The sequence below is a fragment of the Microbacterium sp. UNCCL10 genome, from assembly GCF_000746195.1.
Classification (GTDB): domain Bacteria; phylum Actinomycetota; class Actinomycetes; order Actinomycetales; family Microbacteriaceae; genus Microbacterium; species Microbacterium saccharophilum.
This window is the reverse complement of record NZ_JQKT01000008.1, coordinates 1-19,409: the sequence shown is the minus strand read 5'-3', so window position 1 is coordinate 19,409 and position 19,409 is coordinate 1. Positions and strand designations below refer to the sequence as shown.

The following is a 19,409-nucleotide window of genomic DNA, read 5'->3' as shown; positions in this document are numbered from 1 at the left end:
GCTCCTGTCGGGTCAGTTGTTCTTGGTCGTGGGGCGTCGGCGGCCAGCGAGGATGGCGCCGGCGATCAGCAGCAGTGCGCCTGTCGGGTACCCGGCGACGAGGTCGAGCCAGCCGGGGGGCTGACCCGGGCCGAACACTTCCAAGTGGGCGAGCCAGTGGCTGATCGCGACGACCGTGCCTGTCGCCATGAGGGCCTGGCCGACGCGGACGAGCAGGTGGTGTCGCCGCCAGGCGCGTTGCGGGTCGTTGGCGGGGGATGGGCGGGGAGTGGCGCGGGTCATGATCGAAACCTTTCGTAGGGGTCACAGGCCGGAGTAGGAGTGCAGCCCGGTGAAGAAGACATTGACGACACCGAAGTTGAAAAGCACGGCGGCGAATCCGACGACGCACAGCCAGGCGGAGCGCGTGCCGGCCCAGCCGCGGGTGGCGGTGGCGTGCAGGTATCCGGCGTAGAGCACCCAGATGATGAACGTCCACACCTCCTTCACGTCCCACCCCCAGAATCTGCCCCAGGCACGGCCGGCCCAGATCGCCCCCGCGATGAGGGTGAAGGTCCAGAGGATGAATCCGACGATCGTCAGCCGATATGCGAGCCGGTCCAGATCCTCGGGCCCGGGCAGGCTGTCTCGTAGCCGAGCGAGACGGGGCGGGCGATCCCGTCGGCGGCGGGTAGTGAGCAGGTAGGTGAGGGAGAGGAGGAACGCCAGCCCGAAAAATGCCGTCGCCAGCAGCGCGACGAGGACATGGATGACCAGCCACCAGGATTGCAGGGCGGGCATCAGGGGGATGACCGGGACGTAGAAGCTGACCGTCGCGACGCCGAGCAGAAGTACGGTCAGCCCGAGCACGGCGCTGCCGAGGAACGCCAGCCGCACCCGCAGCGACACGGCCAGGAAGGTGCCGATGATCAGTGCGGTGCCGGTGAGGGAGAACTCGAACATGTTCGCCCACGGCACCCGGTCCGCGGCGACCCCGCGCAGAACCACCCCCGCGAGATGGAACACCCAGCCGAGCACAGTCAACGCCAAACCGAGCCGCCCCGCCATCGCCGCCCGCCGGGCACCGGCCGGCCTGACGGCGGGGATGTTCGCAGGGTCCCGGACGGGAGTGCCGGAGGTCCCCGCCATGACCGACACGCGGGCCGCGGTCGGGACAGTGGGGGTCGTGGCGCGGCGGGCAAGGTCGAGAGTGTAGGCGATAAAGGCGGCGGCGTATATGGCGATCGCGGAGTACACCAGCAATAGGGACAGGGCGTCAAGGAACGGTGTCATCAGAGCCTCCTGATAGGGGAATAGCTGCGGGTTGGGTGGCGAGGCGCTTGGCGAGGGTGTCGATGGTGGTCTGCAGGCGGGGGTCGTCGCCGCGAGCCAGCCCAGCCACGTCGACTGCCGTGCCGCCGTCTCGGGCTGTCACGGCAACCCAGAGGCGGCGGCGGGGAACGAACAGGGACAGGCCGAGCCCCGTCATCGCCGCGACCGCGGCGAGAAGGGTGGGGACTTGGGTGGGGTCGGCGGCGATCTCCAGCGACGCGAACCGAGGGATCTGCCCGAGCTCTATCGTCCCTAACCCGTCGGGCAACGCTACGGGGTCGCCCGGTACCAGGTGGAGGGCGGGGGTGGGGGTTCCGCGCCCCGCGAGCTGGGTGAGGCGGCTGGTATCAAGCGCGTACACGGATACCGGAGTTCCGGTGTCCAGACCGAGATCACCGACGTACACGTTGAGGGTGACCACCGGGTCCAGCAGGTCCGGGTAGCTCGACGCGAACGCCCCCGTGGGGGTGGTGGCCCGGGTGGGGTACAGCATCCCCACCATTCCGACCTGGTCGGGCAGCCCGTCGGGGACTTTCACGATACCCAGACTGGTCAGGTTCGCGTCCTGCGGCAGGAACGGAACCGCGTCGGAGAAGACGACCTCACCGGCCGGGTTTCGGACGGTCAGGGTGGGGGCATACCCGTTGCCGAGCAGGTAGACGTCTGTGCCGGCCACGGGTAGCGGCTCATTGACCCGGATGCTCCCCGACTGTCGAGTGTCGCCGATGGCGGTGGTGACGTTCGCGTCGAAGCTCTTCGGCATGCCGACGGCGTTGGCGTTGTCCAGGACGTAGTCCACGCGGAACCGGTCCAGGGTGAGGGAGAACTGCGGGATCTGCGCATCGGTGACAAACCGGCCGGCGGTGAACGAGTCGTAAGCAATTCGGGTCGACGCGAACGTCTGCCCCTCCACCAGCACCCGCTGCCCGGTGAACCGGAACCCGCTACCGATGCCGACCGCGACCAGAACAGCCAGCAGCGCCAGGTGGAACAGGAGGTTCCCGGTCTCGCGCAGGTAGCCACGCTCGGCCGCGACAGACTCCCGCCCGCTGTCGTCGCGAACCCGCCGGGTACGGTACCGCTGCCGACGCAGCACCCGCTCGGCCGCGTCCAAGACCTCCCCGGCGGGTCTACCGGGGAGGTGCTGGTGGCTATGGGCGGGCAGGCGGGCCAGGTTGCGGGGTGTCGCCGGCGGCGGAGCGAGCAGCGACTTCAGGTGGTGTCGGATGCGGGGGATGACGCAGCCGACCAAGGAGGCGAACAGCAGCAGGTAGACCGCGGAGAACCACGCCGAGCTGAACACATCGTGCAGCTGCAGCACGTCGACCGCCCACGCCCAGCCCGGGTTGTTCTTGTCGAACTGGATCACCCCGTTCGGGTCTGATGAGCGTTGGGGGATCAACGACCCGGGAATCGCGGCCACCGCTAGCATCAGCAACAGCACCAGCGCGGTGCGCATCGAGGTCAGCTGCCGCCATGCCCATCGCCCCCATCCGGACACTCCCAGGCGAGGACTTCTTGGCTCCTCCGCCCGGTCGACGTGATCGGCGGGCAGCTCCTGGGCCTGCTCACTCCGGATCGACACGAGTATTCTCCCTCCCGGGCAGAGCCAGACGACGGTCGCGCCAGCTGGCGTACGCGAGCAGCCCCACGCCCATCACGGCGGCCACGAGGGCGGTGAGCACGTTCGCCTTGACGCCGCCGGCGAGAAGCTCGGTCGGATCGAGCCGGATCGATTCCAGGGCCGCCCGGCCCGCCCCGTACCACAGCAGGTACACGCCCAGGCTGCGGCCGGTGCCCAGAGAGGGCCGACCGTGCCGCCGACGGTAGTGCTCGAACATCACGATCACAGCAGCGCCCGCCAGGTTCCACAGCAATTCGTACAGAAACAGTGGATGAAACAGGGTTCCCGCCGGTGTCCCGGCCGGGATCGCGGGGCTTCCCGGATCGACCAGCAACCCCCACGGCAACGTGGTGGGAGGCCCGAACAGTTCCTGATTGAAGTAGTTCCCCAGCCGCCCTACGGCTTGGGCGACGAGCATCCCCGGTGCGAGAGCGTCCAGGAACAGCAGCACCGGGACCCCGGCTCGGCGGGTGCCGATCACGATCCCGAGGAGCCCGCCCAGCATCGCGCCGAAGATCGCGATCCCGCCCTCCCAGATGTAGAACACCCGCCACAGGTCCGCGCCGGGGAAGAAGTAGTCGCCGGGATGGGTGAGCACGTGGTAAATCCGCGCTCCGAGGATCCCCGACGGCACGGTCCACATCGCCACATCCACCACGACCTCGACCGGATGCGCGATCGCCCGGAGGCGCCGACTGGTGATCACCACCGCCAACACGATTCCGACGAGGATCGCCAGCGCGTAAAAGCGGATCTGGAACGGCCCCACCTGCACGAAACTGATGCCCGGACTTGGAATCAAGCTCGGAATCATGGCCGCGTTCATCTAGACCTCGCCGTCAGCGCGAGCCACACCGCGCCGGCGCCTCGCCACGTCGCTGTCGCGGCCGCATTGTCGGCGGGGGTCAGGGACTGGGCGCGGACCGGGGTGCGGGGCGCCTCGGCGTCGAATATCGGCTCGGAGACTAGCGGGATCAACGGACGGCGGGTAGATGTGCCGTCGTGTCGCGGACTCGTGGCGACGGGAGCCGCACACATGTGGCGATCGCGTCGCTTGCGCGCAGGCGTGGGGGCAAGGGAGACTCTCGCCGCGCCACGGGGGCCGACACCGATAGTCAGGACGATAGTCAGGAGGGAGGGGGCTGGTTCGGGCATAGTACTTCCAATGCGAAGAGGAGACGTCGGACGTTCGCAGGACCACAGCGGTCACGCGGACCGGCAGCGTTCTGCGTCGTGGGGAATGAGCCGGCGCGAGACTCGAGGCCGACCACGCTGATGCAACCCGGGGCGGGTAGCCGCGCCGGCAGGGCACATCTCGTGACAGCGACGAACGCGCAGACAGCACGCGGCCACCCAGGCTCAGGTGGTGGGCGCCGATGGGGTGCTGATCAGGTGCGACTGATCGACAGAGCGATCAAGGAGGGCCGGAGAAGAGGCCACCCGGATGTGAACAGGTCCGACCTGCCGCGCAGGAATCGCAGCCCCGCCAGCAGCGATATCCACCCATTTCGGGCAGGCAGGAACAGGATGATCAAGGTCATCAACGCGATGAGACACGTCACGGCGGTCGCGGCATGAGACGTCTCGCAGATCGTTTCGTCGCACGACGGGGCCGGTGGGCCGCTGACCGGGACGCTCGCGGCAGCATCGGGTCCCGCGACGACGGCAGAGGAGACGACCGTGCCGGCCGCATCCTCTTCGAGACTCAGCGAGTGCATCGCGAGCAGCCCCGCGATGATCGCGGTTACCGCGACAAGGTGGAACCAGAGGAAACGCCGAGATTGGCCTGCCCGCCATTCCGCCATCACCAGGTTCACGCCGCCGCCCTTCCTCAATGGCCCCCAGCATACCCCCGGCGGGTAGTGGCCCCGGGAGCGCCCGTCACCTTCACGCGGGATCCCAACCGAGACGCTGAGCCCTGTATACCCCCGCTGGGTATATGCTGACGTGTGATAGATCCTCCTGGGGCACAGCCTTCGGCCAGTGTCTTGGAGGGAGGGCGCCGCTACGCTGGACGTGAGGGAGGTCGGTCGTGAACGTGATTCGGTCGCTCGCGCGCCTAACCCCCGGGTCGCGCCGGCTCCTCCTCGCCGCTCCGATCGCCCTTGCGATCATCACCGGGCTGCTGTTCATGCACGTCCTGACCGGCTCCCACCAGCCCACCCTGGCATTCGAGGGCAGCACAATGGGCGCCCACAATCAGGTCGCCGCCGCACCTGCCGCGACCGACGGCGTGGTGATGTCCGCCACGGCCGAGGGGGATGACTGCCGGGACGGGTGCGGCACCCCCGCGGGAATGCCGGATCACTCAGTGCTGATGACCGTGTGCGTGCTGGCGCTGCTGGCCGCCGCGACCCTCCTGTTTACCCCGGCTCTCCGGGCACTATTCACCCGCGCCATCACACGCACGCGCTCGCACACCCTGCCGCTGGTGGCCGGGCTACCGCACCCCCGCCCACCCTCACTACTTTCCCTGTCCATCAGTCGCACCTGATTCCGTCCGCGCCCCGGCGACCTCGCTGGGGATGTTGTGCCCTGCCCACCCACGGGCACTGAAATCAGACCCTCACCGACTGAATAGACAAGGACACCCCTGATGCGTTTCCGCACTCTTACGCTGACCGCCGGCGCCCTGGCCACCGTGCTCGTGCTCGCCGGCTGCGCCCCCACCGACGGCAGCATGCCCGGCATGGACCACGGCCCCGGTGGCATGAACAGCACCGCCCCATCCCAGTCCGCCGCCGCATTCAACGCCGCGGACGTGATGTTCGTGACGATGATGATCCCGCACCACCAGCAGGCCCTAGAGATGGCCGATCAGATCCTCGCGAAAGACGGCGTTGACGAGCGTGTCGTCGCCCTCGCCCAACAGATCAAAGCTGCCCAGGACCCCGAGATCCAAACCATGAAGGGTTGGCTGACGGAATGGGGCGTCGCGTATGACGACTCCATGTCCGGAATGGAAGGGATGGAGGGCATGGACGACGGGATGATGACGGACGACGAGATGACCGCCCTTCACGCCGCAACCGGGATCGAAGCGAGCCGCATGTTCCTGGAAGGCATGATCGCCCACCACCGGGGCGCCGTGACAATGGCCGAGTCGGTGCTCACCGACGGAGAGAACGCGGACGTGGCCACCCTCGCCCAGGAGATCATCGCCGGGCAGACCGCCGAGATCACCACCATGCAGGACATACTCGCCACCCTCTGACCGGCACCACCTCGGGCGGGACCAACACACCCGACCGGTCCCGCCCGAAGCCCCACTACCTGCACCGCGGGAGCGTCCGTACCCGGCGCACCCGCATGAAAGGCCCACTCCATGACTTCTCCCACCACACGCGTGGCGGCCATCGCGGCGGCCGTCACCGCCGCGCTGCTGCTGGCCGGATGCGCCAGCACTCCCTCGGAACCCGACGCTGCCGCGCACGGGGCCACTTTCGGGCATGTACATGGCATCGTCGACTCCGGTGACGGCGTCGTCCTGCTGGGTACCCACACCGGCCTGTACACGCTCACCGAGGACGGCACCGTGACCGGCCCGGTCGGAGGCATCGACCTGGACGCGATGGGTCTGACCGCCAGCGGCGACACCCTCTACGCCTCGGGGCACCCCGGGCCCGCCACCCCGACAGAACTGGGCGCCCCTCACCTCGGTATCGTCCGAAGCACCGACGCGGGGCAAACGTGGGAGCCGGTCTCGTTCACCGGGGAAGAAGACTTCCACGTGCTCACCACCACGCCCGATGGGGTGCTGCACGGGATCGGATCCTCCAGCCGGGTGCTGCGCAGCAGCGGCGACCACGGGACTACCTGGTCGGAGGGCGCCGAGCTGCCCGCCGTCGACCTCGCCGCTGCCGCCGACGGCACCCTCTTTGCTGCCACGCAGGACGGGGTTCAGCTGAGCGCGGACGGCGGCGCCACGTTCACCCCCGCGCCGGGCGCACCGGTGCTATACCTGGCGGAGGCCGACCCGGCCGGCGGGGTGGTCGGGGCGGACACCGACGGGACATTGTGGCGCCTGGTCGGCGCCACATGGGAGGAGATCGGTTCCGCTACCGGCACCGTCCAGGCGCTCGGTGTCACCGCGGATGGCGCGATTGTCCTCGTCGATGACCGCGGCGTGGTCTGGATCCGCGACACCACCGCCACCGTTCTCGTCCCGGCAGCGACACAATGACCACCGCTTTTCGGAGACTGCGCGGCCCGGGCGGCCTCGGATCGGAAGGAGATCGACCATGACACACACACCGGCACCCGCATCGTGGGCGCAGCGCACCGCCGATGCCACCGCGGAGCAGTTGGCGGGGGTAGATGCGTGGTGGCGGGCGGCGAATTATCTGAGCATCGGACAGATCTATCTGCTCGACAACCCGCTCCTGCGCCATCCGCTCACCCCGAAGCACATCAAGCCGCGGCTGCTCGGGCACTGGGGCACCACCCCGGGCCTGAACTTCCTGTACGCCCACCTCAACCGGGTGATCACCGACCGGGACCTGAACACCCTGTACGTGACCGGACCGGGGCACGGAGGGCCGGGCATGGTCGCCAACGCCTACCTGGACGGCACCTACACGGAGCTGTACCCGCGGATCGACCGCACAGAGGAGGGGCTCAAGGCGCTGTTCCGGCAGTTCTCCTTCCCCGGCGGCATCCCCTCCCACGCCTCCCCGGACACGCCGGGGTCGATCAACGAGGGCGGCGAGCTCGGCTACTCCCTCGTCCACGCCTACGGCGCAGCGTTTGACAACCCCGACCTGCTGGTCGCCTGCGTGATCGGCGACGGCGAGGCCGAGACCGGGCCACTGGCGACCGCATGGCACGGAAACAAGTTCCTGAGCCCTGCCTGCGACGGGGTGGTGCTGCCGATCCTGCACTTGAACGGGTACAAGATCGCAAACCCTACCGTGCTGTCCCGCATCCCCGACCATGAGCTGGTTTCGCTCCTGCGCGGATACGGCCATGACGCCTACATGGTCACAGTCGGGTTCGACAACGAGGTCCCGCGAGAATCCCATGCGAAGTTCGCGGCAGTACTGGACGAGGTGCTGGACCGTATCGCGGACATCAAGGCCCACGCTGCGGCCGGAACGCTGGAGGGGCGGCCGGCGTGGCCAGCGATCGTGCTGCGCAGCCCCAAGGGGTGGACGTGCCCGACGATGATCGACGGGGTGCCGGTCGAGGGTACCTGGCGGGCCCACCAGGTGCCGCTCGCCGAAGCGCGCGACACCCCCGAGCACCTGCAGATCCTCCAGGATTGGCTGCGCTCCTACCGGCCGGATGAGCTCTTCGATTCCGCGGGCGCTCCGTTCCCCGCCACGGTCGCGGCCGCCCCTGCGGGGGTGCGGCGGATGAGCGCGAACCCGGCCGGCAACGGCGGGCAGCTGACCGTCCCGCTGCGCCTGCCCGACTTCGGGGAGCACGCACACCCGGTCGACCCCGCGGAGCGGGGCGCGTCGACGGGGGAGGCGACCCGGGCGCTGGGCGAGTGGTTGGCGGGGGTGATCCGGGACAACCCGGACAACTTCCGCATCTTCGGCCCCGACGAGACAGCCTCCAACCGGCTCGCTCCAGCGGTGTTCGAGGCCACGGGTAAGCAGTGGAACGCGGCCGTGGAACCGGGGGACGAGCATTTGGCGCCGACGGGCCGGGTGATGGAGGTGCTCAGCGAGCACCAGTGCCAGGGCTGGCTGGAAGGCTATGTCCTGACCGGGCGGCACGGCCTGTTCAACTGCTACGAGGCGTTCACCCACATCGTGGACTCGATGTTCAACCAGCATGCCAAGTGGCTGGAAGCCGCCCGTGAGGTGTCATGGCGGGATCCGATCCCGAGCTTCAACTATCTGCTCTCCAGTCACGTGTGGCGGCAGGATCACAACGGGTTCAGCCATCAGGATCCCGGGTTCATCGACCTCGCGCTGAACAAGAGCCCCGACATCGTGCGCGTCTATTTGCCCTTCGACACAAACACGCTGCTATCCACCTACGACCACTGCCTGCGCTCGACCGGGTACATCAATGTCGTCGTGGCCGGAAAGCAGCCTGCCCCGCAGTGGCTGACAATGGATGAGGCGATCGAGCACTGCGCTCGTGGGCTTGGCATCCTGCCGTGGGCGGGCACCGAGACTGAGGGCACGGAGCCGGATGTGGTGCTCGCCGCCGCCGGGGACGTTCCCACCCTGGAGACTCTGGCCGCTGCGGCGTTGCTGCGCGAGCGTCTGCCGGATTTGAAGGTGCGGGTGGTGAACGTCGTCGACCTGACCCGGCTGCAGTCCGAGGACCAGCATCCGCACGGGCTACCGGACCGGGAGTTCGACGCGATCTTCCCTCCCGACAAGCCAGTCGTCTTCGCCTACCACGGCTACCCGTGGCTGATCCACCGGCTCACCTACAAGCGTGCCGGGCATCAGAACCTGCACGTGCACGGGTTCCAGGAGCGGGGCACCACCACGACCCCGTTCGACATGGTGATGCTCAACGACCTCGACCGTTACCAGCTCGCCATCGACGTCCTGGACCACGTCCCTGGCCTGGCCGCCCGCCAAGCCGGGCTGCGTCAGGAGCTGCAGGACGCCCGCCTGCGCGCCCGCGCCCACACCCGTCAGCACGGCACCGACATCCCCGCCGTCGCCGACTGGGAATGGCCTCACCCCGACACTGATACACCCGCCACCGACCCCGTCATCGGGAAGGAACTGTGATGAACGACACCAAAACCGTGACCCTTCAAGTCAGCGGCATGCTCCGCGCGACCTCGAAGAACGTCACCGAAGCTCACCTCGCCCGCCAGCCCGGCGTGATCGCCGTCCAGGCGAACCCCGTGTCGCAGACCGCGACAGTCACCTACGATCCGCAAACGACGTCGGTCGCTCACCTACAGCAATGGGTGATTGAGTGCGGCTACCACTGCGCCGGCCAGTCCGTTCCCGACCACATCTGCGACCCCTCGCACGACCCGCACGATCACAGCGCCCGGAGCGGCCATGCGGCTCACAGCGCACACGAACCTCATTCGGGCCACCACGAGCACCAAGGTCACGCGAGCCACGAGGGTCACGAGGCTGATCCCGTCCACGACCCCGCCCCTGGCCAAGACGTGGCGCACCCCGTCGCGCCACAGGGCCACGCCCTCTCGGCGGCGGCGGATACCGGCGAGCACGCCGGTCACGACGTCCAGCACTCGAGTCACTCCACGGCCCCGGGCGGGCACGATCACGGGGCTGCGGAGCACAGCGCACAGGAGATGATGGGCCACGGCGGTCACCATGCCGGCATGTCGATGGACGCGATGATCCGTGACATGCGCAACCGGTTCCTGGTCGCGCTGATCCTGTCGATCCCGATCACGCTGTGGTCTCCGATCGGGCGGGAGGTGATCGGTTTCGATCTCCCCGCGCCGTTCGGGTTACGGGATGACCTGTTCATGCTGATCCTCTCGCTTCCGGTGATCTTCTACTCGGCCTGGATCTTCTTCGACGGGGCCTACCGGGCGCTTCGTGCCCGCACGCTGGACATGATGGTCCTCGTCGCGGTGGGTGTCGGCGCGGGGTGGCTGTACAGCCTGTTCGTCACCCTCACCGGCGGCGGCGAGGTGTTCTATGAGGCCGCGACCGTGCTCGCCACGTTCGTGTTGCTGGGGCATTGGGTGGAAATGCGGGCGCGCGGCGGCGCGAACGACGCCATCCGCACCCTCCTCGAGCTGGCTCCCTCGCAGGCGGTCGTGATCCGTGATGGGGAGGAGGTCGAGATCGCGACCTCCGACGTGGTGCCGGGGGACCTCATGCTGGTGCGGCCGGGCGCCAAAGTGCCCACCGACGGGGTGGTGGAATCGGGCGAGTCGGAGGTGGACGAGTCGATGGTCACCGGCGAGTCCATGCCGGTGGACAAAACGCCCGGGTCTGAGGTCATCGGCGCGACCGTGAACACCGTCGGCACCCTGCGGGTGACGGCGACCAAGGTCGGGTCGGACACGGCGCTGGCGCAGATCGTGAAACTGGTGCAGGAGGCGCAGAACTCCAAGGCCCCGGGGCAGCGGCTCGCCGACCGGGCCGCGTTCTGGCTCGTGCTCGTCGCCCTGATCGGCGGAACGACGACCTTCCTGGTGTGGATGCTGGCAGGGGCGGCGGTGCCGATGGCGATCCTGTTCGCCATCACCGTCGTGGTCATCACCTGCCCCGACGCCCTCGGGCTGGCGACCCCGACCGCGATCATGGTCGGTACCGGTCTCGGGGCCAAGCGCGGTGTCCTGTTCAAGAGCGCCGGTGCGATCGAGTCCGCGGCCCGCATCACCACCGTCGTCTTCGACAAGACCGGCACCCTGACCAAGGGCGAACCCGAGGTCACCGACTACCTCACCGTCGGAGGAGACGATCTCGAGCTGCTGAGCCTGGCGGCCGCGGCGGAGCGGGAGTCGGAGCATCCGCTCGCGCAGGCGATCGTCGCGTATGCGGATGCCCGCGGCATTCCGCGCCGGCAGGCCACTGCGTTCCGGAACATCACCGGGCAGGGCGCCGTGGCGACCGTGGATGGGAAGCGCATCGTCCTCGGAAACGCTCGGCTGATGACCGCGGAACGCGTCGACATAACCCCGATCCAGGCGTCCCAGGAGTCACTCGCGGCCTCGGGCCGCACCGCGATTATGTTCGCCGTTGACGGGCGGATCGCCGGGGTGATCGCCCTGGCCGACGCGCCCCGGGAGAGCGCGAAGGCCGCCGTCGACGCCCTGCACGAGCAGGGTGTCGCGGTCGTGATGCTCACCGGCGACAACCAGCCCACCGCGGAACGGATCGCTGCCCTGCTGGGTATCGACACAGTGATCGCCGAGGTGCTTCCCGAGGACAAGTCGCAGAAGGTCGCCGAGCTCCAGTCCGCCGGCAAGAAGGTGGCGATGGTCGGCGACGGCGTCAACGACGCCCCCGCCCTCGCGCAGGCCGACCTGGGCATCGCGATCGGCGCCGGCACCGATGTCGCCATCGAGACCGCCGATGTCGTGCTCATGCGCTCCGACCCGCTCGATGTCGCCATCGCGCTGAAGATCGGCAAGGGCACCCTGCGGAAGATGCGGCAGAACCTGGGCTGGGCGATCGGCTACAACGCCGCAGCCCTCCCGATCGCCGCCGGGGTGTTCTACCCGGCGTTCGGGATCATGCTCTCCCCGGAGATCGCCGCGCTGTCCATGTCCGGGTCCAGCGTCATCGTCGCCGTCAACGCCCTCCTGCTCAAGCGGCTGCGGCTGCCAGCCATGGCCCCCGCCGCAGCCGGCGCGGCGACGACGGAGAAGGAGTCCGCACGTGGCTGACCGTCTGCTCTCTGCGGAACCTTCCTCACCGATGCTGCTGACCCGACGGGGTGTGCTCGGGCTCGGGCTGGGTGCCGCCGCGGCAGTCGTCCTCGCCTCCTGCACCCCGGCACCTCAGTGGGTGAAGCCCACCGGTGCGGCGGTGTCCGGCACGGAGAAGGCCCGTGGTGGCACCGGCCGGGTAACCACGGTAGATCTGACAGCCGCGCCGACCACCCTGGATCTCGCCGGTACCGCCGCAGCCACCTTGGCATTCGGCGGGGTCCCCGCACCAGTGATTCGGCTCGCAGCTGGCGACACCCTGAGAGCGACCTTGCGCAATCAGCTCGAGGCGGACACCTCGGTGCACTGGCACGGCCTCGCCCTACGAAACGACATGGATGGCGTGCCTCCGGTCACCCAAGTCCCTGTCGGACCGGGCGGGCAGTTCGTGTACGAATTTGTCACACCTCACCCCGGCACCTATTGGTTCCACCCGCACGTCGGCCCCCAGCTGGACCACGGACTCTACGGCGCACTCATCGTCGACGACCCCCACGAGAAGGTGAGCTGGGACGACGAATGGGTGCTGATCCTCGACGACTGGCTCGACGGGGTCACCGCTACCCCCGACCAGGTCCTCACCGACCTCTCGGCGGGGATGGGAAACATGGGCGGGATGGGCGACATGTTCATGCGGATGGGAAACATGCTCATGGGCGCCACTTCCGACTTGCTCGGCGGTGACGCTGGCGACGTCTACTACCCCCACTATCTGATCAACGGGAAACCCCCCGCCGACCCTGCCCAGTTCACTGGCACCCCCGGCAACGTGGTACGCATCCGCCTCATCAATGCGGGCAGCGACACCGCGTTCCGGTTCGCGATGGGTGGTCACGCGCTGACGATTACGCACACTGATGGATTCCCTGTCGAGCCGGTGGAGGTCGACAGCATCCTGCTCGGGATGGGCGAACGTTACGACGTGCAGGTAACACTCGGCGACGGGGTCTTCCCGGTCGTGGCAGAAGCTGAAGGAAAACGAGACCGCGCGTTCGCGTTGGTCCGCACTGGTAGCGGCACCGCGCCGATGAGCGACGTCGAGGTTTCGGAACTGGATAGCCGTCAGGTGGGGACAGCGCAGAATCTGACCGCCGCCGCCGAGGTTGCCCTGAGCCGGACCACCCCAGACCGGCTGATCGACCTCACACTGACGGGCGGGATGGCGGCCTACGACTGGGGAATCGACGGGCGCCAATTCGACATGACCGACCCTTTGCGGGACGTGCACGCCATCAGCAAGGGGGAACGGGTTCAGCTACGGATCCGGAACGACACCAAGATGTGGCATCCGTTCCACCTGCACGGCCACACCTACCAGCACGAGGGCGGCGGGCCCCGCAAGGACACCTCGACCATCCTGCCCGGGCGCACACTCACCGTCGAGTTCGACGCCGACAACCCCGGCTTGTGGATCGCTCACTGCCATAACATTTACCACGCCGAGTCTGGCATGACCACTGTATTCGGGTACCGATCATGATCCCGGGCCGCCGAGTCCCCGAGGGTGCAGTGCTGCTCGAGGGCCGTTCACGCATGGGTCCTCCGCCGACCAGGAGCATCATGGGGGCGCGGGAGTGGCGGCACGCCACTGCGGCGATGCCTCCTTCACTTCCGATCGCGGCGACTTCGATCCCGGTCGTGTCGCGAAAGCGTACACAGTCATGAGCAGCCACTTGCCAGATCGCCGCCGCGCGCTCGTCGTCGACGATGAAGAGGCGCTCGCGGACGTGCTCGCCGGATACCTGGAGCGCGAGGGGTTCGAGGTCGCGTCGGCGGCCGATGGGCCTTCGGCGGTGCGCTTGGCGCGCGAGCGGGATCCTGCTGTCGTGGTGTTGGATCTGGGCTTGCCTGGCCTGGACGGGGTGGAGGTCTGCCGGAGCATACGCACCTTCTCGGACTGCTACATCCTCATGCTCACGGCCCGAGTCGACGAGGTCGACATGCTGATCGGGTTGACGGTGGGAGCGGACGACTACATGACCAAGCCGTTCAGCCCGCGCGAGCTCGTCGCCCGCATCGGGGTCATGATGCGGCGTCCGCGCGCCGCGGCTGCGGAAGGGACTGCCCCGCTCGTTTCGTTTGGCGCGTTGGCGATCGACGTTCGAGGGCGCGAAGTGTCCCTGGGGGGACGCCCGGTGCCGCTGACGCGCATCGAGTTCGACGTGCTGGCGGCGTTGGCGCTGAACCCGGGTCAGGTGTTCACTCGCCAGGCGCTCATCAACGCGGTGTGGGGTGGCGAGTGGGTCGGCGATGACCACCTCGTGGATGTGCATGTTCTGCACATCCGGCAGAAGCTCGGCGACACGGCCACCGAGCAGAAGTATGTCCGGACGGTCCGCGGGGTGGGATATCGGATGGGGCCGGGGCGATGATCATCCCCGCCGGTGCGCCTGTGGTGCGCGGGATCGCCGCGCGTCTTGTCATCGCGATGACCTTGGTCGTCATCGCGGGAGGGCTCACGGCGTTCCTCGTCGCGACTCTCGTCGGCCCGGCCCTGTTCCTCCAACACGTCACCGAGTCGGGAGGGGCCTCCCAAGACGCCATCGGCCACGCGGAGGAGGCCTTCCGATCCGCGAGCACGCTCGCGACGACCATCGCTCTGGGCTCCGCCACGGTGACATCCGTCGCCGCCAGTGTCTTCCTCGCGCGCCGCATCGGCGCGTCGTTGCGCACGATGGCCGAGGCGTCGACACGTCTCGCCGCCGGTCGCTTCGATACCCGTGTGACAGCGCCCGGGGTCGGTGCCGAGTTCGACCAGCTCGCGCGTGCTTTCAACGCTATGGCCGATCGTCTCGACCGAGACGAGCAGCTGCGCCGGCGGCTGACGGCGGACGTGGCCCATGAGCTGCGCACGCCGGTCGCCACCATAGCGGCCACCCTGGACGCGCTGGACGACGACGTGCAGCAGCTCACTCCCGCGACCACCGCGGTGTTGCGGGCACAGGCGTCCCGTCTCACCCGGCTCTCCGCGGACCTCTCCGACGTCAGCCGTGTCGACAGCGGTAACCTGCACCTGCACCGGCAACCCCTTGCACCCGGGGCGATCCTCTCCGCGGCGGCGGCAGCGGCCGCCGGCGCCTACGCCGCCGCCGGCGTGACCCTCGTCGTCGATGCGCCGCACCTGCCGGACCTGCCCGTGGACCTCGACCGGCTCGGGCAGGTGTTCGCGAATCTTCTCGACAACGCGTTGCGACATACCCCTACCGGCGGCACCGTCCGTCTCAGCGCCGCGCCCACCCCGAGCGGGGTGCGCTTCGTCGTTGCCGATAACGGGGAAGGCATCGACCAGGCACACCTGCCGCACCTGTTCGAGCGGTTCTATCGGGTGGACGCTGCCAGGGACCGCGCGCACGGCGGGTCGGGGATCGGCCTCAGCATCACCCGCGCCCTCGTGCACGCGCACGGCGGAACCGTCACCGCCCACAGCGCGGGTGCGGGCCACGGCGCAGAATTCCTCATCGAACTGCCCCTCGATGGGGAGGACGCCGCGCGGGGGGCGCACCTTCAGTGATTCTTCATCAGACCACTGCGCGTCCTTGATCTGCGCCGCCCAGTCTGGAAGGACATCACCGGCAACCCCGCCGGTGAACTGAGGAGGCGGTCGTGAGCGTGTGGTGCGGGCAGATGGATGTCGTCGGCTGGATCGCCATGGTCGCCGGGTGGGGGATCGTCATCGGAGTCGTCGTCTGGGCGGTGCAACGCATCTTCCCCGCCCCGCAGACACCGAGCGACGCGAAGTCCTTGCTGGACGCACGTCTAGCAAGCGGCGACATCGACCTTCCCACCTACCAGTCCATCCGGGCCGCTGTGAACGATTCGGCGCCCGTCAACAATGAAGGAACACGATGAAGAAGCACCTCATTCTCCTCGCCGGCGCCGCGACGATCATCCTCGTCGGCCTGGTCGCGTTCGGCGTCGATCTCGCCCAGGCGCTGCCGTTTGCCCTGCTGCTCGCCTGCCCGCTTAGCATGATCGCCATGATGTACTTCATGAACAGGCACGGCACGCACGGCCACGGAGAGCCGTCGACTTCGGCGCACGACCAGCATGCCCCGTCACGCGACAACCACGAGCGCCTTCCCTGATCCGGCTGAGGCACCCCGCCCAATCGGTGGGGCCCGTTTGACCCGCACCCTCACCTTCGCCGATGAACGGCGGGGGTGAGGGTGCCTTACTGTCCGCGGCGCTCTTCCCTCGCTGCCAGCCCGGGGGAGCAGACTGGGGGGACCCGGCAACGCCCTCTGCCCCGTCGCAGCGAGGTACCGGCGCTGCAGTGACGAGAATCCCGGCGGAGAATGGACTCATGGACATCGAGCTCCTGCACATCGACGACTGTCCGAGCTGGGTCGACACGCGCCGTCGACTCGAGGCGGCCCTCCGTGCGACGGGCTTCGGCGACACCCCCATCCGGCTCCGAGTCGTCACGACCGGAGAGGAAGCCGCCCGCCTGCGGTTCGCCGGATCGCCGACGATCCTTCTCGACGGCGCGGACCTCTTCCCCGGCGGGGAACCAGCCTCGGACGTCGCGTGCCGGGTCTACGCGACCCCGACGGGGCTCGCCGGGCTGCCGACCACCGAGCAGCTCATAGACGCGATCGCGTCTCGCGCACGGTGACTCGCGCACGGGGGCCTCCTCGCCAGAGCCCGGCCATCGCCTCGCGGGTCTCGGTGGGTGTCGCGGTCGCGCAGGGGTCTATCCCAGCGCTTCCTGCACTTCGTGGAGGAGCTCCTCGGGGTCCAGCCACATCGAGGGGTAGTCGCCGCGCCAGCGCTCGTTCCCCTCGGCGTCGATGAGCACGAACCCGTGACCGGGAAGGCCGGCATGCATGCCTTTGCCGAGGACGTCGTAGGCCTCCGACACGGTCCCGTCGTCGAGCAGGTACGGGGTTGTGACGCCGAACGCGTCCATGTCCGCCTGGATCTGCGCGGCCGGGTTCATCACGATGGGGAGGACGGTGATGTCCTTTTCGGCGAAGCCGGCGCTCTTCTCGATGGCGGCCATCTGTGCGGTGCAGGAACCGCATCCGGCGCCCTCGTTGAAGTAGAGCACCACCGTCTCTCCGCGGAGATCGCTCAGGCTGACGGTGCTCCCATCGGTTGCGGGCAGCGTGAAGTCTGCGGCGGCTTCGACATCGACCGGGGCCGCCTCGGGGATGGCGGAGTAGATCCCGTACCCGACCAGGACGGCGCCGACGGTAACGGCCGAGGCGGTCACCCAGATCCGTGCCCGTGAGCGGGGGCTCTGCCGGCGGGTGCGGGCGGGGGCGCTGACCGTTTCGCGGGTCTTGCGGTTCATGGGGTGCTCTCCGTGGGTCGGGGTGTGGGGTCAGCGACGGGGTCCGGCGCGTCGGCAGCGCGTCCCGTGGTGTCGGGCGAGTCGCCTCCGTCGGGTGGGTCGAGGGGAGTGTCGTGGCCACGATCGCGGAGCGTCGCGAGCACGAAGATGCCGACCAGCCCGATCAGGGCGGCGCCCAGAACGGGGTCCGGGATGGGTGCCGTCCACTGCAGGACGAACGCGAACAGATCGGTCAGCCACGCGGCGACCCCTGACTGCGACCCGCCGCCGGTCATATCGGTCGCACCGGCCTGCAGGATCACTGCGACGCCCATCGCAACGAATCCGGCCGCGACGAGCAGGTTCACGGTGTTCGTCGCGAGGATCCGACGCCCCACCCGCAGGCGCACCGGCTTGGCGCGCAGCCACGACTGTCCGCCCTTAGGGAGCTTGTCCCACAGCAGCGCCATGAGGAACAAAGGCAGCACCATCCCGAACACGTATGCAAGGCCGAGCACCGTGCCACCTGCCGGTGATCCGGACAGGGCGGACAGTGTCATCACCCCTGCGAGCACGGGCGCGCAGCAGCTCGACGCGATGCCGGAGAACACGCCGAGGCTGAAGAAGGTCGCCGTGTCGCTCCTCCCCGCGCTGGGGGCTCGCAGCATCCCGGGCATGGACCACATCCGGCCGGACAGGGCCAGGATCGCCAGCCCGATCATCAGAAGCCCGCCGGCCCAGTAGAGGACCGCGTGGTAGCGGGCGATGGCGCCGGCGATCAAGTTGGCGCCCACGGTGATCGGGACGAGAACAGCCGCGAGTCCGGCGGCGAAGACGAAAGTCAGCGGCAGCAGCTTCCAGCGTCGGTTCTTCACGGCGGCGGCGAGGTAGCTGGGGGCGAGGAAGACGATGCAGCAGGGCGCGAACAACGCGACGCCGCCGGCGAGAAAGGCGGCGAGGATCGACCCGGTGGCGAGGAGTTCACTGCCCATCAGATACGAGCTCGCGCTACGCCGAGAACCCGTGAAAGGAGTCCACGCGGCAGCCGTCCAGCGCTGAAGAACTCCCCCTCGAGCAGGATCAGAGGGAACATCGCCGGCCGGTGCCGAGCGACGAGCGTGCTTCCTCTGGCCGATTCGGCATCGACGACCTCGAGGTCGACGAGACCCTCGGCGCGGGCCTTCTCGAGCACGAGTTCCGCGTCAGCACAGTGTCCGCACGCGGCGGAGGACACCAGCAGGATCTGTGGACGGCTGGTGGGGATCACGGGGGGTCGATCGTTCACTCCCTCAGCCTCACCGGCGCATGTGGGGGTTCCATTGGGATTGGATCAAGATTCGATCAAGGAGGCTGATCGCTACGGACAGCCGCACCAGAGCGGAGCCCCAGCGCTATGGGTGGGACAGATGTGGGAAGAGTGTGAACGGAGCTGAGCCGCGACCGCGACGACGCTGTACGCAGACGATACTGAACCGCGAAATGACGCGGCAAGCAACCGCTGTCGCTTGCTACCGAACAGGTGACGTCCCGCTGAGTGGTGGAGTTTCTCAACACCGTGCGGGATCAGCTTCTGTGATTATGCCGCAGTGAGTTCGGGGATGGCGACCTCCTCTTCTGTGACGTGCAGGAGCTTCATGGAGTGCTCGCTGAAGTAGCGTCGGTCGGCGCCGTCCCACTCGTCGTGCTGTTCGATGAGGACGTGGCCGGCCAGGCGCAGCAACGCTGCCGGGTTGGGGAACGTGCCAACCACGTCGGTGCGGCGTTTGATCTCCTTGTTGACCCGCTCCAGAGGGTTCGTGGACCAGATCTGCCGCCAGTGCTGGGGCGGGAAGCCGCAGAACGCGAGGATGTCGTTC

20 protein-coding genes are annotated in these 19,409 nt (G+C 68.5%); 11 read left to right on the top strand and 9 right to left on the bottom strand.

Features of this window, described 5'->3' with window-relative positions; translation table 11 throughout:
- Positions 1–12 precede the first annotated feature (12 nt).
- The 5 genes from BR85_RS08625 to BR85_RS08605 all read right to left on the bottom strand — a co-directional run bounded on the left by BR85_RS08625 (position 13) and on the right by BR85_RS08605 (position 4,752).
- Positions 13–282, bottom strand: a complete 270-nt coding sequence (locus BR85_RS08625; RefSeq protein ID WP_028496488.1) for a hypothetical protein — start codon at positions 280–282, stop codon at positions 13–15.
- Positions 283–303: 21 nt separating this feature from the next.
- The gene (gene ccsB, locus BR85_RS08620) at positions 304–1,272 is read right to left on the bottom strand and encodes a c-type cytochrome biogenesis protein CcsB (RefSeq protein WP_028496489.1); all 969 of its coding nucleotides are present in this window, start codon (positions 1,270–1,272) and stop codon (positions 304–306) included.
- The gene (resB, locus tag BR85_RS08615) at positions 1,256–2,770 is read right to left on the bottom strand and encodes a cytochrome c biogenesis protein ResB (RefSeq protein WP_231478651.1); all 1,515 of its coding nucleotides are present in this window, start codon (positions 2,768–2,770) and stop codon (positions 1,256–1,258) included. The genes ccsB and resB overlap by 17 nt, the downstream gene beginning before the upstream one ends.
- A 109-nt stretch (positions 2,771–2,879) precedes the next feature.
- On the bottom strand, positions 2,880–3,761 hold the full coding sequence (gene lgt / locus BR85_RS08610) for a prolipoprotein diacylglyceryl transferase (protein ID WP_028496491.1): 882 nt from the start codon (positions 3,759–3,761) through the stop codon (positions 2,880–2,882).
- A gap of 562 nt (positions 3,762–4,323) precedes the next feature.
- The gene (locus tag BR85_RS08605; RefSeq protein ID WP_028496492.1) at positions 4,324–4,752 is read right to left on the bottom strand and encodes a hypothetical protein; all 429 of its coding nucleotides are present in this window, start codon (positions 4,750–4,752) and stop codon (positions 4,324–4,326) included.
- A gap of 215 nt (positions 4,753–4,967) precedes the next feature.
- On the opposite strand from BR85_RS08605, the gene BR85_RS08600 reads away from it, so the two are divergent.
- From BR85_RS08600 to BR85_RS08550, 11 genes are all read left to right on the top strand, one after another.
- Positions 4,968–5,429 carry a DUF6153 family protein gene (locus BR85_RS08600; RefSeq protein ID WP_028496493.1) on the top strand — a complete coding sequence of 154 codons (462 nt, stop codon included), beginning with the start codon at positions 4,968–4,970 and terminating at the stop codon, positions 5,427–5,429.
- A gap of 102 nt (positions 5,430–5,531) precedes the next feature.
- Positions 5,532–6,149, top strand: coding sequence for a DUF305 domain-containing protein (locus BR85_RS08595; protein WP_028496494.1), 618 nt, complete (start codon positions 5,532–5,534; stop codon positions 6,147–6,149).
- Positions 6,150–6,260: 111 nt separating this feature from the next.
- Positions 6,261–7,118 carry a F510_1955 family glycosylhydrolase gene (locus tag BR85_RS08590; RefSeq protein WP_028496495.1) on the top strand — a complete coding sequence of 286 codons (858 nt, stop codon included), beginning with the start codon at positions 6,261–6,263 and terminating at the stop codon, positions 7,116–7,118.
- Between the two features lie 58 nt (positions 7,119–7,176).
- Positions 7,177–9,639 carry a phosphoketolase family protein gene (locus BR85_RS08585; protein WP_028496496.1) on the top strand — a complete coding sequence of 821 codons (2,463 nt, stop codon included), beginning with the start codon at positions 7,177–7,179 and terminating at the stop codon, positions 9,637–9,639.
- Positions 9,639–12,236, top strand: coding sequence for a heavy metal translocating P-type ATPase (locus BR85_RS08580; protein ID WP_028496497.1), 2,598 nt, complete (start codon positions 9,639–9,641; stop codon positions 12,234–12,236). Before BR85_RS08585 ends, BR85_RS08580 begins: the two co-directional genes overlap by 1 nt.
- Positions 12,229–13,758: a multicopper oxidase family protein gene (locus tag BR85_RS08575; protein ID WP_092896949.1), complete on the top strand. Its 1,530-nt coding sequence runs from the start codon at positions 12,229–12,231 to the stop codon at positions 13,756–13,758. Before BR85_RS08580 ends, BR85_RS08575 begins: the two co-directional genes overlap by 8 nt.
- A 94-nt stretch (positions 13,759–13,852) precedes the next feature.
- The gene (locus BR85_RS08570; protein ID WP_442921762.1) at positions 13,853–14,650 is read left to right on the top strand and encodes a response regulator; all 798 of its coding nucleotides are present in this window, start codon (positions 13,853–13,855) and stop codon (positions 14,648–14,650) included.
- 242 nt (positions 14,651–14,892) lie between these two features.
- Entirely contained in the window at positions 14,893–15,789 is an 897-nt protein-coding gene (locus BR85_RS08565) for a sensor histidine kinase (protein WP_231478652.1), read from the top strand.
- A gap of 92 nt (positions 15,790–15,881) precedes the next feature.
- Complete coding sequence (locus tag BR85_RS08560) at positions 15,882–16,127, top strand: hypothetical protein (protein ID WP_231478653.1); 246 nt, start codon at positions 15,882–15,884, stop codon at positions 16,125–16,127.
- Positions 16,124–16,363 carry a DUF2933 domain-containing protein gene (locus BR85_RS08555; protein WP_005049609.1) on the top strand — a complete coding sequence of 80 codons (240 nt, stop codon included), beginning with the start codon at positions 16,124–16,126 and terminating at the stop codon, positions 16,361–16,363. Before BR85_RS08560 ends, BR85_RS08555 begins: the two co-directional genes overlap by 4 nt.
- A 218-nt stretch (positions 16,364–16,581) precedes the next feature.
- Positions 16,582–16,893: a hypothetical protein gene (locus BR85_RS08550; protein ID WP_005049610.1), complete on the top strand. Its 312-nt coding sequence runs from the start codon at positions 16,582–16,584 to the stop codon at positions 16,891–16,893.
- 78 nt (positions 16,894–16,971) lie between these two features.
- Here BR85_RS08550 and BR85_RS08545 read toward each other — a convergent pair whose 3' ends face one another.
- The 4 genes from BR85_RS08545 to BR85_RS08530 form a co-directional block, all read right to left on the bottom strand.
- Positions 16,972–17,574, bottom strand: coding sequence for a peroxiredoxin family protein (locus tag BR85_RS08545; protein WP_005049611.1), 603 nt, complete (start codon positions 17,572–17,574; stop codon positions 16,972–16,974).
- A complete protein-coding gene (locus BR85_RS08540; protein ID WP_028496502.1) occupies positions 17,571–18,545 on the bottom strand; it encodes a cytochrome c biogenesis CcdA family protein in 975 nt (324 codons plus the stop codon). The genes BR85_RS08545 and BR85_RS08540 overlap by 4 nt, the downstream gene beginning before the upstream one ends.
- Positions 18,545–18,820, bottom strand: coding sequence for a hypothetical protein (locus tag BR85_RS08535; RefSeq protein WP_051526285.1), 276 nt, complete (start codon positions 18,818–18,820; stop codon positions 18,545–18,547). Before BR85_RS08535 ends, BR85_RS08540 begins: the two co-directional genes overlap by 1 nt.
- Before the next feature lie 309 nt (positions 18,821–19,129).
- Positions 19,130–19,409, bottom strand: a 280-nt coding sequence (locus BR85_RS08530) for an IS256 family transposase (protein ID WP_036275383.1), incomplete at its 5' end; no start/stop codon positions are given.

What these genes read in the sequence shown, in the direction of transcription:
- BR85_RS08625 (WP_028496488.1), bottom strand. Translation starts at nt 282, where the DNA reads ATGACCCGCGCCACTCCCCGCCCATCCCCCGCCAACGACCCGCAACGC.
- ccsB (WP_028496489.1), bottom strand. Translation starts at nt 1,272, where the DNA reads ATGACACCGTTCCTTGACGCCCTGTCCCTATTGCTGGTGTACTCCGCG.
- resB (WP_231478651.1), bottom strand. Translation starts at nt 2,770, where the DNA reads ATGCGCACCGCGCTGGTGCTGTTGCTGATGCTAGCGGTGGCCGCGATT.
- lgt (WP_028496491.1), bottom strand. Translation starts at nt 3,761, where the DNA reads ATGAACGCGGCCATGATTCCGAGCTTGATTCCAAGTCCGGGCATCAGT.
- BR85_RS08595 (WP_028496494.1), top strand. Translation starts at nt 5,532, where the DNA reads ATGCGTTTCCGCACTCTTACGCTGACCGCCGGCGCCCTGGCCACCGTG.
- BR85_RS08590 (WP_028496495.1), top strand. Translation starts at nt 6,261, where the DNA reads ATGACTTCTCCCACCACACGCGTGGCGGCCATCGCGGCGGCCGTCACC.
- BR85_RS08585 (WP_028496496.1), top strand. Translation starts at nt 7,177, where the DNA reads ATGACACACACACCGGCACCCGCATCGTGGGCGCAGCGCACCGCCGAT.
- BR85_RS08580 (WP_028496497.1), top strand. Translation starts at nt 9,639, where the DNA reads ATGAACGACACCAAAACCGTGACCCTTCAAGTCAGCGGCATGCTCCGC.
- BR85_RS08555 (WP_005049609.1), top strand. Translation starts at nt 16,124, where the DNA reads ATGAAGAAGCACCTCATTCTCCTCGCCGGCGCCGCGACGATCATCCTC.
- BR85_RS08550 (WP_005049610.1), top strand. Translation starts at nt 16,582, where the DNA reads ATGGACATCGAGCTCCTGCACATCGACGACTGTCCGAGCTGGGTCGAC.
- BR85_RS08545 (WP_005049611.1), bottom strand. Translation starts at nt 17,574, where the DNA reads ATGAACCGCAAGACCCGCGAAACGGTCAGCGCCCCCGCCCGCACCCGC.
- BR85_RS08540 (WP_028496502.1), bottom strand. Translation starts at nt 18,545, where the DNA reads ATGGGCAGTGAACTCCTCGCCACCGGGTCGATCCTCGCCGCCTTTCTC.